This window comes from Mycolicibacterium vulneris, assembly GCF_002104765.1.
Taxonomy (GTDB): domain Bacteria; phylum Actinomycetota; class Actinomycetes; order Mycobacteriales; family Mycobacteriaceae; genus Mycobacterium; species Mycobacterium vulneris.
The window spans coordinates 82,560-94,882 of sequence record NZ_NCXM01000014.1; the positions used below are offsets into that span (position 1 = coordinate 82,560).

Genomic DNA, 12,323 nt, shown 5'->3' on the forward strand with positions numbered 1-12,323 from the left:
GCCGGAACCGGGGTGAACGCCCCGCTCTAGGATGGGATGGCTTCATCAACGAGTCCGGCGCGGCGTTGCGCCGGGGATTGGTTGGCCACCGTGTGGGACTTCGAAACGGATCCCGAATACCAGGCAAAGCTGGACTGGGTCGAAAAGTTCATGACCGAAGAGCTGGAACCGCTCGACCTGGTCGCCCTTGATCCCTACGACAAGAAGAACCCCGAGATGATGGCCATCCTGCGCCCCTTGCAGCAGCAGGTGAAGGACCAGGGGCTGTGGGCCGCGCATCTGCGCCCGGAGCTCGGCGGTCAGGGCTTCGGCCAGGTCAAGCTCGCGCTGCTCAACGAAATCCTCGGGCGCTCCCGTTGGGCGCCTTCGGTGTTCGGCTGCCAGGCACCGGATTCCGGCAACGCCGAGATCCTCGCGCTGTTCGGCACCGATGAGCAGAAGGCTCGCTACCTGCAGCCGTTGCTGGACGGCGAGATCACATCGTGCTACTCGATGACCGAACCACAGGGTGGTTCGGATCCGGGGATGTTCGTGACGAGCGCGACCCGCGACGGGGACGACTGGGTCATCAACGGGGAGAAGTGGTTCTCCAGCAACGCCAGGCACGCGTCGTTCTTCATCGTCATGGCGGTGACCAAGCCCGACGCCCGCACGTACGAGAAGATGTCGCTGTTCATCGTCCCGGGCGAGACGCCGGGGGTCGAGATCATCCGCAACGTCGGGGTGGGAGGCGAGTCGAAGCACGGTTCGCATGGGTACGTCCGTTACAACGACGTCCGGGTGCCGGGCGATCACGTGCTCGGCGGCGAGGGTGCGGCGTTCATGATCGCGCAGACCCGCCTCGGCGGCGGCCGCATCCACCACGCGATGCGCACGATCGCACTGGCGCGCAAGGCTTTTGACATGATGTGCGAACGCGCCGTGTCACGCAAGACCAGGCACGGCCACCTGTCCGACTTCCAGATGACGCAGGAGAAGATCGCCGACAGCTGGATTCAGATCGAGCAGTTCCGGCTGCTGGTGCTGCGCACCGCCTGGTTGATCGACAAGCACGACGACTACCAGAAGGTGCGCCGCGACATCGCGGCCGTGAAAGTCGCGATGCCCCAGGTGCTGCACGACGTCGCGCAGCGCGCCCTGCACCTGCACGGCGCGCTCGGCGTCTCCGACGAGATGCCGTTCGTCAAGATGCTGGTGGCCGCCGAGTCGCTGGGCATCGCCGACGGCGCCACCGAATTGCACAAGATGACGGTCGCACGCCGGACCTTGCGTGAATACGAGCCGGTGACAACGCCTTTCCCGTCAGCCCACATCCCGACCCGGCGCGCCGAAGCACAGGCGCGACTGGCCGAGCGGCTGGAGCACGCGGTCGCCGAGTTCTAGGGACCAGGCGTCAGGCGACGAAACGAACCACGCTTTCGGCCACACACGCCGGCTTGGCCGAACCGTCGATCTCGACGGTGGTCGAAATCGTCGCCTGCACCGCTCCGTTGCCCACGTCGTCGACGCTGACCAACGAACTCTGCGCGCGCACCCGAGAGCCGACCGGGACCGGGGCAGGGAAGCGAACCTTGTTGAGGCCGTAGTTGATTGCGAGCTTGATGCCGTTAACGGTGTAGATCTGGTGCTGCAGCTGCGGCAGCAACGCCAAGGTCATGAAACCGTGGGCGATGGTCTTGCCGAACGGGCCCGATGCGGCCCGCTCCGGATCGACGTGGATCCACTGGTGATCGCCGGTCGCATCGGCGAACAGGTTGACGTCTTCCTGGGTGATGGTGACCCAGTCGCTGTGCCCGAGGGTTTCGCCCGCGGCGGCGGCAAGTTCGGTGACTGATTCGAAAGTGCGCATTGAAGCTTCTCCTTGGTTTCGGCTGCTAACAATAGCGCCGGGCTCCCATGCCCCGACCATCCGGCCGATGCACCACAGATATCCAGGCCGGATCGCAATACGACCTACTGATCGTGGGATTGGCGGCACTGACGCTGATTTTCGCCGTCATGCTGATCATCACCCGCGCGCTGGTTGCGTCGCTTGCGATCGTCGGCACGGTACTGCTGTCCCTGGGTGCCGCGTTCTGCCTGTCAGTGCTGTTCTGGCAGCACATCTTTGGCCTGGAGCTGAAACTGGATCGCCCCGGTGTTCGGGTTGATCATCCTCCTCGCCGTCGGATCCGATTACAACCTGTTGCTGGTGTCGCGGTTCCAGGAGGAGGTCAGCGCGGGATTGAAGACGGGCATCATCCGCTTCATTGGGCGCACCGGCGGAGTCGTCACCGCGGCGGGCCTGGTCTTCGCATTCACCATGATGTCCATGGTGGCTAGCGACCTGCGCTCCATTGGTCAAGCCGGGAGCACCATCGGGCTGGGCCTGCTCTTCGACACCCTGATCGTGCGCTCCCTGATGACACCGTCCATCGCGGCGCTGCTCGGACGCTGGTTCTGGTGGCCGCGTATGGTGCGGACGCGCCCCGCCAGCCAGGTGCTCCGGCCGTTCGGGTCGCGGCGCCTCGTTCGGTCCCTGCTCCTGGGTGAGGATGCGGACGCACCAACGGCCAGGCGCCGCGCAACGGTGACGTGAACGACTCCCGGTTAGCGCAAGATGGGGCTGTGAGGCTGCTGCTGATTGCCGATACCCATATCCCGAAACGGGCCCGGGACTTGCCCGCGGCGGTCTGGGATGAGGTGGCCGAGGCCGACGTGGTCGTGCACGCCGGCGACTGGATGGCACCGGACTTCCTCGACGAGCTCGAAAGCCGGGCGGCCCGGCTGGTGGGCTGCTGGGGAAACAACGACGGCCCGGCCGTGCGGGCGCGGCTTCCTGAACGCGCGGACGTGACGCTGGCGGGGGTGCGATTCACCGTGGTGCACGAGACCGGCGGTGCGAGCGGACGCGACGCGCGGATGTCGCGGCTCTACCCCGACAGCCAGGTGCTGGTGTTCGGGCACAGCCACATCCCGTGGGACACCACCACCGCAACCGGGTTGCGCTTGCTCAATCCCGGGTCACCGACGGATCGCCGCCGCCAACCGTTCTGCACCTACATGACCGCGCGCGCCGACGACGCCGCGCTGACCGACGTCGAGCTGCATCGTCTGCCCAGGTAACGGGTACATACCCGCTACACAGCTTCCACACATAGATAGCTCGGCTACAGAGGTATTATGGGTGCATATGAAATCACGCACTGATGTGGCAGGCGAGCTGTTCGGTGTGGTCGGCAGGTTCCGCCGGCAACTCCGCAGGTCGGCCGGCCGTGGCTTCGATTCGTCGCGGCTTTCCGAGTCGCAGTCCGAGCTGTTGTGGCTGGTGGGGCGCCGGCCGGGAATCTCGGTCAGCGCCGCCGCAGCCGAGCTCGGGCTGGTGCCCAACACCGCCTCGACCCTGGTTACGAAGCTGGTGTCCGGCGGCCTGCTGCTGCGTGCTGCGGGCGACACCGACCGCCGGGTGTGCCAACTCCGGCTGGCCGAGCCCGCCCAGCAGATCGTCGACGCATCCCGCGCCACCCGGCGGGCGTTGCTCTCCGAGGTGATCGACGAGCTCGACGCCGATCAAATCGAGTCTTTGACAAAAGGATTGGAGGTCCTCGACACGATGACCCGAAAACTGCGGGAGCGGCGATCATGAGCGGATCGCTGCCGATGGCGGTCGACGGCCGCAACCTAACCTATCGCTATGGCCAGTTCACCGCCGTCGACGATGTGACGCTGCAGGTACGGCCCGGCGAAACCATGGGCCTGCTCGGGCCCAACGGTGCCGGGAAGACGACCATGGTCCGGATGCTGACCACGCTGACCCCGGTGCAGCACGGCGAACTGCGCATTTTCGGAATGGACGCGCGATGCCAGACCACCGACATCAGAAGCAATATCGGCTATGTGCCGCAACAGCTTTCGATCGAGCCCGCCCTGACCGGACGGCAGAACGTGCAGTGGTTCGCGCGGCTGTATGGGGCGCCCCGCAACGAGCGCGCCGACCGCGTCGATCAGGCGCTGGTCGCGATGGACCTCATCGATGTTGCCGACCGGCTGGCGTCGTCCTACTCCGGCGGCATGGTGCGCCGCCTCGAGGTGGCGCAGGCGCTGGTCAACCGCCCGTCGCTGCTGGTGCTCGACGAACCAACCGTCGGCCTGGATCCCATTGCGCGCGACGGCGTGTGGGACCAGGTGCAAAAAATGCAGGCGCAGTTCGGCATGACCGTGCTGCTGACCACCCACTACATGGAGGAAGCCGACGCGCTGTGCGACCGGGTCGCCCTGATGCACCGCGGTCAGCTGCGAGCCATCGGCACCCCCGACAAGTTGAAGGCGACCGTATCGCCGTCGGCCACGCTCGAGGATGTGTTCCGCCACTACGCGGCATCCGGGCTGGACGACGAGCAAAATTCATCGGAAGCCAACGGGTCCATTCGCGAAATCCGTTCCAGCAGAAAGGTGGCGCGCCGTGTCGGTTGATAGCGCCGTGGCGGGCACCCTGATTCGCGCCCCGCGCGGCTGGCAACGGGTCGGCGCGCTGTCCAGTCGCATCGGAGCGTTCGCGATCGTCGAACTGCAGAAACTGCAACACGACAGGACCGAGCTGGTCACCCGGATGGTGCAGCCCGCACTGTGGCTGTTGATCTTCGGGACCACGTTCAGCCACCTCCATGTCATCCCCACCGGGTCCGTGTCGTATCTGGCGTTTCTGGCACCGGGGATCATCGCCCAGTCGGCACTGTTCATCTCCATTTTCTATGGGATCCAGATCATTTGGGACCGGGACGCCGGCGTGCTGGCCAAACTCATGGTGACGCCCGCTCCGGCATCGGCGCTGATCACCGGCAAGGCGTTTGCCGCCGGGGTCCGTTCGGTGGCCCAGGTGGTCGGGGTGCTCGCACTGGCGTACGTGATGGGTGTCGGCCTGACGGTCAATCCGCTGCGGATCATGGCGGCGATGGCCATCGTCATGCTCGGCGCCGCGTTCTTCGCCTGCCTGTCGATGACCCTGGCCGGCCTGGTGCGCAGCCGCGACCGCCTGATGGGCATCGGCCAGGCGATCACCATGCCACTGTTCTTCGCGTCCAACGCGCTGTACCCGGTCGACATCATGCCGGCGTGGTTGCACGTGCTGAGCAAGGTCAACCCACTCAGTTACGAGGTGAACGCGCTGCGGGCGCTGCTGATCGGCACGCCCTTCAATCCCGCGGACATCATCGTTCTGGTGGTGGCCGCCGTGCTCGGAATCGTCACGGCATCAACGCTTTTGCGCCGTCTGGTCGCCTGATGCGTTGCGCATGCGATAGCGCATGCGTTAGCGCATCGCAAGATGGGCGTATGGTTCCGAGAGCCGATCGTGACCCGACCGTGACGATTTCTGGGCGAGGCTCAATCGTTAGCTAACCGCGATCTGACATCCCGGCCGCGACAACCGAATTCGGCCCTCTCGTTGTGTTTGACTCCCCGAGAACAGATTCGACCGCACCCTGCGGCAGATGAAAGTTGGGATGGGTAGAGAGCTATGTCGTTCTTCGAAAAGTTGCGTGGCGCAGCGGCTACCATGCCGCGCCGACTGGCGATCGCGGCTATGGGGGCCTCCCTGCTGTCCGGTCTCGCCGTAGCCTCCGGTGGCTCACCCGTCGCGGGGGCCTTCTCCAAGCCGGGGCTTCCCGTGGAATACCTCGAGGTGCCGTCGCCGTCGATGGGCCGCAACATCAAAGTCCAGTTCCAGGGCGGCGGATCGCACGCCGTGTACCTGCTCGACGGCCTGCGCGCGCAGGACGATTACAACGGCTGGGACATCAACACCCCCGCCTTCGAGGAGTTCTATCAGTCCGGGCTGTCGGTGATCATGCCGGTCGGTGGCCAGTCCAGCTTCTACAGCAACTGGTACCAGCCGTCCTCGGGTAACGGGCAGAACTACACCTACAAGTGGGAGACGTTCCTGACCCAGGAACTGCCGCTGTGGATGCAGTCCAACAAGCAGGTTTCGCCGGCCGGGAACGCGGCCGTGGGCCTGTCGATGTCGGGCGGCTCCGCGCTGATCCTGGCGGCCTACTACCCGCAGCAGTTCCCCTACGCCGCCGCGCTGTCGGGCTTCCTCAACCCGTCCGAGGGCTGGTGGCCCACCCTGATCGGGCTGGCGATGAACGATGCGGGCGGCTACAACGCCAACAGCATGTGGGGTCCGTCCAGCGACCCGGCGTGGAAGCGCAACGACCCGATGGTCCAGATTCCGCGACTGGTGGCCAACAACACCCGCATCTGGGTCTACTGCGGTAACGGCACCCCCAGCGACCTCGGCGGCGACAACATGCCGGCGAAATTCCTGGAGGGCATGACGCTGCGCACCAACGAGCAGTTCCAGAACAACTACGCGGCCGCCGGCGGACGCAACGGGGTGTTCAACTTCCCGGCCAACGGGACGCACTCCTGGCCCTACTGGAACCAGCAGCTGGTCGCGATGAAGCCCGACATCCTGCAAACCCTCAACACGGTCAACGCCGCACCGGTTAGCGCGCCCACAGCTAACCCTCCCGCGGCCTGAGGCCAAGGCCGGCATCGGCAGTAGCGCACCGGTCAGCGCTACTGCCGATGCTCTTTTTCACGCCTCGTCCAGCAGGGCCCGGCGATCGGAGTGGAAATACGTGTAGCCGGTGGTCAGCGCGCACACGACGGTGGCCACCACCAGCATCCACGTACCGTTGACCAGCGTGCTGATGAAGCCGCCCACCGTCGCGCCCACCGCGAAGCTGGCGAACAGCAGGAAGTAGCCCAGCCAGTCCGCCGCGGATCCGCCTGCGATGTGGCGCTCGACCCCCTGGCCCATCTTCACCAGCGTGCCGGTCACGTAGCTCAGCGGGACCGACACCTCGCCGTCCTTGACGAACGACGTGTTCAACGCGCCAATCCCGAAGGCCACCAACATGATTGGCGCGAAGTCGAGCAGATTCTCTTCCCAGCCCTCGTCGACGACGTCCACCACGGTGGCCGCCGCCAGGCTGAACGTCGTCAGCACCGTCGGGCCGTGCGGGTGGGCCACCCAGAAATGCCGCCGGCAGACCGAGGCGACCACCACGCCCGCGACGAAGCAGACGATCAACACCCCCGCCGTGGCCGACAGCAGCACGTCGCCGCGGAAATATCCGAGCACCGCGCGCTGGGCGTTGCCGGTCATGAAGGTCACGAAGTAGCCGGCGGAGTGGGTGAAGGCGGTGGCCCCCAGCACGCCCGCGAGCGCCGCCAGCACCCACGACAACCGCGACTCGCTGTTGTATATCTCACTCGGCACACGCACATGCTTCCAGACGGCCACGACGCGCGCAGCGGAGGCAAGCTAGCCCGATAGACGAGCGATGGAGCGCAACGGAATCGGCAGCCAGCCCGGCCGGTGCCGCGCCTCGTAGCCGGCCTCGTAGACGGCCTTGTCCAGCTCGTAGGCGGCGAGCAGCGGCGCAGAGTCGCGGGGGTCGGTCCCGGAGGCGGCCGCATAGCCGTCGCAGAACGCCGTCCGGTTGCGCTCGACCCATTCGCGGGCGCGCGCCGCCAACTGCTTGTCGTCCGCATGATCCACCAGCGGCCCGTAGGCGGCGTACTCGAACGACCGCAGCACGCCGGCCACGTCGCGCAACGGCGAATCGGGTGCGCGTCGCTCCTCGAGCGGCTGTCCCGGTTCACCCTCGAAATCGATCAGCAGCCACCGCTCCGGCGTGCGCAGCACCTGGCCCAGGTGCAGATCGCCGTGCACGCGCTGCACGGTGATCTGCTCGGTGTCCAGCTTTTGGAAGCGCTCCTCGATCCTCCCCGCGTGCTCCTTGAGCTCGGGCACCAGTGCCACGGTCGCCGACAGCCGCGAGAGCATGTTGTCCACCGGGAAGGCGGCATGCGAGGTTCCGAGGGTCTCGGCCAGAGTTGCGTGCACCGACGCCACCGCCTCGCCCAGGCGATAGGACTCACCGGCGAAGTCGCCGCCGACCTCGTACGCGTACAGGTCACCCTCGGCGAACAGGTCGCGGACGCTGGCGGTGGCCATCGCCCAACCCTCGGCGGCGTTGGCGGCGAACGCGGTCACCATGCCCAACGGCCACGCCGCCTCGGCGTTGCCGTCCGCGCCGGTCATCTCGTAGGTCCCCAACAGCCGTGCGACGTGCGGGTTGCCGGCCCGGCCGAGCACGCGGTTCAGCTCGATGTCGGGGTTGATGCCGCTGCTGACCCGACGGAACACCTTGAAGATGGCGTCCCGGTCGAAGATGACGCTGGTGTTGGACTGTTCGGCGTCCGATACGTGCGCCATCGCCTCCAGCGGCAGCACAGCATCCGGTTCCTTGGCGAATTTCACCTCGGTGCCCGACGCACTGCTACGCGAAGCGGACGAGTCGATCAGCGAGAGCAGGCACTGCGGCGCGTCGGCGTCATACATCGCGTCGAAGCCGGTCCGGTCGTCGACGGCGCCGATGGTCGCGACGCTGCTGTATTCGGAGACCGGGGCGGCATCCCACCGCACGATCACCTGGTATTGGTGCCGGGAACCGTCGGCGTAGTCGACGTCGACGAGCACCAGGTCGAGGCCGTCGTCGAGCGGGACGACCACGCTCGCCTCGGCGCCGGACAGTTTGCGGTTGCGCCCGGCGTACCAGCGTTGTTGTGGAAGCCACTCAGACCAGGGCAGCTTGGCCGGCTGAGTCATTTGCGCCACTCCTTCTCATCGGCTCCGCTGCGCATCGTCGCGGCGCGAGTGGAAATCATGAATCCTCCTCGCATGCGGTCAGCTGAAACCAGTAGAACCCGTGTCCCGGCAGGGTGAGCAGGTAGGGCAGGTGACCGACGCGCGGGAATTCCACCTGCCCGGTCAGCTCGACCGGGGTGCAACCGCTCCAATGCTGCAGATTCAGTTCGATCGGCTGGGGGAAACGCGACAAATTATTGACGCACAGCACGGTGTCACCGTCATCGGACACCTGTCGCACGAAGGCCAGCACCGAAGGGTTCGAGCCGCCCAGCTCTTCGAAGCTTCCGATCGCGAAGGCCTCGTGACGGCGCCGCACGGCGAGCATGGTGCGGGTGAAGTTGAGCAGCGACGTGGAGGTGTCGCGCTGGGCCTCCACGTTGACCGCCTGATAGCCGTAGACGGAGTCCTGGCTGGGCGGCAGGTAGAGCCGGCCGGGGTTGGCCTTGGAAAAGCCCGCGTTGCGGTCCGGCGTCCACTGCATCGGCGTGCGCACCCCGTCGCGGTCACCCAGCCAGATCACGTCGCCCATGCCGATCTCGTCGCCGTAATACAGCACCGGCGAGCCGGGCAGCGACAGCAGCAGCGCGGTGAACAGCTCGATCTGGTTGCGGTCGTTGTCCAGCAGCGGCGCCAGCCGGCGGCGGATGCCGACATTCGCCTTCATCCGCGGGTCCTTGGCGTACTCGGAGTACATGTAGTCACGCTCTTCGTCGGTGACCATCTCCAGCGTCAACTCGTCGTGGTTACGCAGGAAGATCCCCCACTGCGCCATGTCCGGGATCTCGGGCGTCTGGGCCAGGATCTCCGAGATCGGAAAGCGTGACTCCCGGCGCACCGCCATGAAGATGCGCGGCATCAGCGGGAAGTGGAACGCCATGTGGCATTCGTCACCGCCGGTGGTGGCGTCGCCGAAGTACTCGACCACGTCGGCGGGCCACTGGTTGGCCTCGGCCAGCAGCACCCGGCCAGGGAACTCGTCGTCGATGACCTTGCGGACGCGCTTGAGGAAGGCGTGCGTCTCGGGCAGGTTCTCGCAGTTGGTGCCCTCCCGTTCGAACAGGTAGGGCACCGCGTCCAGCCGGAACCCGTCGATACCCAGCTCGAGCCAGAACCGGAGCACGTCGATCATGGCTTCCTGCACGGCCGGGTTGTCGTAGTTCAGGTCGGGCTGGTGGGAGAAGAAGCGGTGCCAGTAGAACTGCTTGCGCACCGGGTCGAAGGTCCAGTTGGACTCCTCGGTGTCGATGAAGATGATCCGCGCGTCGGTGTACTTCTCGGCGGTGTCGCTCCACACGTAGTAGTCGCCGTACGGGCCGTCGGGGTCGTGCCGCGATTCCTGAAACCAGGGGTGCGAGTCCGAGGTGTGGTTCATCACCAGGTCGGTGATGACCCGGATCCCCCGCTCGTGCGCGGCGTTGAGCAGCGCGACGAAGTCCTCGACCGTCCCGAACTCGGGCAGCACCTTGTAGAAGTCCCGGATGTCGTACCCGCCGTCGCGCAGGGGCGAGTCGTAGAAGGGCGGCAGCCAGATGCAGTCGATGCCCAGCCACTGCAGGTAGTCCAGGCGCCCCAACAGACCGCGCAGGTCGCCGGCACCGTCGGCGTTGGCGTCGAAGAACGCCCGGACCAGCACCTCGTAGAACACCGCGTGCTTGAACCACGTCGGGTCGGTGGGCAGCGCGGTGGCGTTGTTGAAGTCCTCAGCGTCGGGGTGTTCCACCACGCCGTCCTGGACGTGACTGCCACCTTCGGGATGGTGCTCGACAGCTTCTCTTGCGTCGTTCATCAAATCCACGATGCCACGGGTACCCTGGGCGCGACTTCCGGAATCACACCCCCACGTTTACAACCAAACACGCCCGGCAGCAAACGAATTCGCCACCGGTCGCGTCCCGTCGGCGCGGATGTCAGGCCGGCGGCCCCTCCGCCAGGGTGATGTTGGCGGTGCGCTCGCCACCATCGTTGGACCGGTAGTGCACCGCGATGGTGTCCCCGGGGTGGTGCGGGACGAGCACCTCTGTCATGGACGTCGCGCCGGTGATCGCGACGTTGTCGACGCCGGTGATGAGGTCGCCGGGCGCGATCCCGGCGGCGCCGGCGGGACCGGTGTTGACCACCCGTTGCACCCGCGCGCCCGTGCCGTTGTTGTCCATCACACCCAGGCCGAGGAAGGCCGTGGGACCGATGTGCACGGTGTTCGAGGCGGCGCCCGACCGGATCTGTCCGGCAACTCCCATCGCGCGCCCGATCGGGATGGCGAAGCCCTGCCCGCCCGACATCTTGTAGCTGTCGGTGGCGGCGGTGTCCACGCCGATCACCTGCCCGGCGTTGTTCACCATCGGCCCGCCGGAGTCGCCCGGCTTGATCGGGGCGTCCGCCTGGATCAGACCGCCCAGGCTCTCCTGGGCACCGGTCAGCGTGTCGGTCGCCGAGACGCTCTGGTTGAGCGCGACGACCTTGCCGGCCACCGCGTTGGGCGTACCGCCCTGGCCGTTGACGTTGCCGAGCGCGACGATCGGCTCCCCCACCGTGGCCTCGCCGCCGATGGCGACGGTGGGAAGGCCGCTCGCGCCGCGCAGTTGCAGCACCGCGATGTCCTGCGTGCGGTCGTAGCCGACCACGTCAACGGCGTAGGTCTGCCCGTTGCCGACGTCGAATGCGCTGATGTCGGTGGCGCCGGAGATCACGTGGTTGTTGGTCAGGACGACGCCGTTGGGATCGATCACGATGCCGGTGCCGGCGCCGACCGCGTTGTTGTAGCCGAATTTGGTGTCGATGTTGACCACCTGCGGCCCGACCTGACCGACCATCGCCGAAGGGTCGATTGGCGCCTGGGGGCGGTCGGTGAACCGGTCCAGCGCGAAATTCGACGGCGCCGCCGACGCCGGCGCGAGGCCCACGCCGGACCCCAAACCGAGGCCCAGTGCAACCACGGTCAGCACGCTGACCAACCATGACCACAAGACCGGGCGGTGCTGCGATTTGCTCATCGGTGTCACCCTCCTGCTTCGCGGTAAAGAACAAACTGTCCCGGCCTCAGGATCTTGGCGGCACATTTGTGTGTATATAACCGTAATGCAGGTAGCTATGCACGACATGTGCCAGGTCTGATGCGCCTCATCTGCTTCCCGTCCCTATTTGCCGCTCGTCCTAAGCTGACCCGGTGGGCGATTTCGACCCCAAGGCCAACTTCAGCCGGTCCCCGGTGGCCCGGCTGGCCACGGTCGCGCCCGGTGGCCTGCCGCACCTGGTGCCGGTGGTTTTTACGGTCGCCGGCGACACCGGCGACGTCATCTACACGGCCGTCGACGCGAAGCCGAAAACTACGCGGCGGCTGCGCCGCCTGGCCAACATCGACGACAACCCCCGGGTGACCCTGCTCGTCGATCACTACGCCGATGATTGGACCCAGCTGTGGTGGGTGCGCGCCGACGGCCTCGCGACCGTCCACACCGACGGGGACGCCGTCGATCTCGGCCGCCGCCTGCTGCGCGCGAAATATCCCCAGTACCAGTCGGTTTCGCTGGACGGCCCGGTGATCGAGGTCGCGGTGCAGCGCTGGTCCAGCTGGCATTATTGAGTAGCGCGCCGAAAGCCGCGGCGCGGCTGCGGGTACCTGATC

Annotated in this window: 12 protein-coding genes and 1 pseudogene; 8 read left to right on the forward strand and 5 right to left on the reverse strand. The window is 66.5% G+C overall.

The genetic code is table 11. The features are described 5' to 3' along the window. The first annotated feature begins 90 nt into the window (after window positions 1–90). The gene (locus B8W69_RS15255; protein ID WP_181447411.1) at window positions 91–1,383 is read left to right on the forward strand and encodes an acyl-CoA dehydrogenase family protein; all 1,293 of its coding nucleotides are present in this window, start codon (window positions 91–93) and stop codon (window positions 1,381–1,383) included. A 10-nt stretch (window positions 1,384–1,393) separates the two neighbouring features. Here the strand turns inward: B8W69_RS15255 and B8W69_RS15260 are convergent, their stop codons facing one another. Then, complete coding sequence (locus tag B8W69_RS15260; protein WP_085290621.1) at window positions 1,394–1,849, reverse strand: MaoC family dehydratase; 456 nt, start codon at window positions 1,847–1,849, stop codon at window positions 1,394–1,396. 77 nt (window positions 1,850–1,926) lie between these two features. Here B8W69_RS15260 and B8W69_RS15265 point away from each other — a divergent pair. The 6 genes and pseudogenes from B8W69_RS15265 to ag85C form a co-directional block, all read left to right on the forward strand. Further along, window positions 1,927–2,578 (forward strand): annotated as a pseudogene (locus tag B8W69_RS15265) (MMPL family transporter); the annotation flags it as partial. Window positions 2,579–2,607: 29 nt separating this feature from the next. Further along, window positions 2,608–3,105: a metallophosphoesterase family protein gene (locus B8W69_RS15270; RefSeq protein WP_085290622.1), complete on the forward strand. Its 498-nt coding sequence runs from the start codon at window positions 2,608–2,610 to the stop codon at window positions 3,103–3,105. Between the two features lie 67 nt (window positions 3,106–3,172). Next, window positions 3,173–3,625 carry a MarR family winged helix-turn-helix transcriptional regulator gene (locus B8W69_RS15275; RefSeq protein ID WP_085290623.1) on the forward strand — a complete coding sequence of 151 codons (453 nt, stop codon included), beginning with the start codon at window positions 3,173–3,175 and terminating at the stop codon, window positions 3,623–3,625. Beyond that, the gene (locus B8W69_RS15280) at window positions 3,622–4,452 is read left to right on the forward strand and encodes an ATP-binding cassette domain-containing protein (RefSeq protein WP_085290624.1); all 831 of its coding nucleotides are present in this window, start codon (window positions 3,622–3,624) and stop codon (window positions 4,450–4,452) included. Before B8W69_RS15275 ends, B8W69_RS15280 begins: the two co-directional genes overlap by 4 nt. Continuing rightward, window positions 4,442–5,260 (forward strand): ABC transporter permease, encoded by an 819-nt coding sequence (locus tag B8W69_RS15285; protein WP_085290625.1) that lies wholly within the window; start codon window positions 4,442–4,444, stop codon window positions 5,258–5,260. Before B8W69_RS15280 ends, B8W69_RS15285 begins: the two co-directional genes overlap by 11 nt. Before the next feature lie 234 nt (window positions 5,261–5,494). Further along, the gene (gene ag85C, locus B8W69_RS15290; protein WP_085290626.1) at window positions 5,495–6,520 is read left to right on the forward strand and encodes a diacylglycerol acyltransferase/mycolyltransferase Ag85C; all 1,026 of its coding nucleotides are present in this window, start codon (window positions 5,495–5,497) and stop codon (window positions 6,518–6,520) included. 57 nt (window positions 6,521–6,577) lie between these two features. Here the strand turns inward: ag85C and B8W69_RS15295 are convergent, their stop codons facing one another. The 4 genes from B8W69_RS15295 to B8W69_RS15310 all read right to left on the reverse strand — a co-directional run bounded on the left by B8W69_RS15295 (window position 6,578) and on the right by B8W69_RS15310 (window position 11,691). Further along, on the reverse strand, window positions 6,578–7,264 hold the full coding sequence (locus B8W69_RS15295; RefSeq protein WP_085290682.1) for a YoaK family protein: 687 nt from the start codon (window positions 7,262–7,264) through the stop codon (window positions 6,578–6,580). Window positions 7,265–7,309: 45 nt separating this feature from the next. Beyond that, the gene (locus B8W69_RS15300; RefSeq protein WP_085290627.1) at window positions 7,310–8,659 is read right to left on the reverse strand and encodes a maltokinase N-terminal cap-like domain-containing protein; all 1,350 of its coding nucleotides are present in this window, start codon (window positions 8,657–8,659) and stop codon (window positions 7,310–7,312) included. Window positions 8,660–8,714: 55 nt separating this feature from the next. Beyond that, window positions 8,715–10,487 carry a maltose alpha-D-glucosyltransferase gene (gene treS, locus B8W69_RS15305; protein ID WP_085290628.1) on the reverse strand — a complete coding sequence of 591 codons (1,773 nt, stop codon included), beginning with the start codon at window positions 10,485–10,487 and terminating at the stop codon, window positions 8,715–8,717. Window positions 10,488–10,608: 121 nt separating this feature from the next. Next, window positions 10,609–11,691: a S1C family serine protease gene (locus tag B8W69_RS15310; protein WP_085290629.1), complete on the reverse strand. Its 1,083-nt coding sequence runs from the start codon at window positions 11,689–11,691 to the stop codon at window positions 10,609–10,611. Window positions 11,692–11,864: 173 nt separating this feature from the next. On the opposite strand from B8W69_RS15310, the gene B8W69_RS15315 reads away from it, so the two are divergent. Further along, window positions 11,865–12,281, forward strand: a complete 417-nt coding sequence (locus tag B8W69_RS15315) for a TIGR03668 family PPOX class F420-dependent oxidoreductase (protein ID WP_085290630.1) — start codon at window positions 11,865–11,867, stop codon at window positions 12,279–12,281. The last annotated feature ends 42 nt before the right edge of the window (window positions 12,282–12,323 follow it).

Excerpts from the sequence above, each read along its gene's own strand:
- B8W69_RS15260 (WP_085290621.1), bottom strand. The coding sequence starts at position 1,849 with ATGCGCACTTTCGAATCAGTCACCGAACTTGCCGCCGCCGCGGGCGAA.
- B8W69_RS15275 (WP_085290623.1), top strand. The coding sequence starts at position 3,173 with ATGAAATCACGCACTGATGTGGCAGGCGAGCTGTTCGGTGTGGTCGGC.
- B8W69_RS15280 (WP_085290624.1), top strand. The coding sequence starts at position 3,622 with ATGAGCGGATCGCTGCCGATGGCGGTCGACGGCCGCAACCTAACCTAT.
- ag85C (WP_085290626.1), top strand. The coding sequence starts at position 5,495 with ATGTCGTTCTTCGAAAAGTTGCGTGGCGCAGCGGCTACCATGCCGCGC.
- B8W69_RS15300 (WP_085290627.1), bottom strand. The coding sequence starts at position 8,659 with ATGACTCAGCCGGCCAAGCTGCCCTGGTCTGAGTGGCTTCCACAACAA.
- treS (WP_085290628.1), bottom strand. The coding sequence starts at position 10,487 with ATGAACGACGCAAGAGAAGCTGTCGAGCACCATCCCGAAGGTGGCAGT.
- B8W69_RS15310 (WP_085290629.1), bottom strand. The coding sequence starts at position 11,691 with ATGAGCAAATCGCAGCACCGCCCGGTCTTGTGGTCATGGTTGGTCAGC.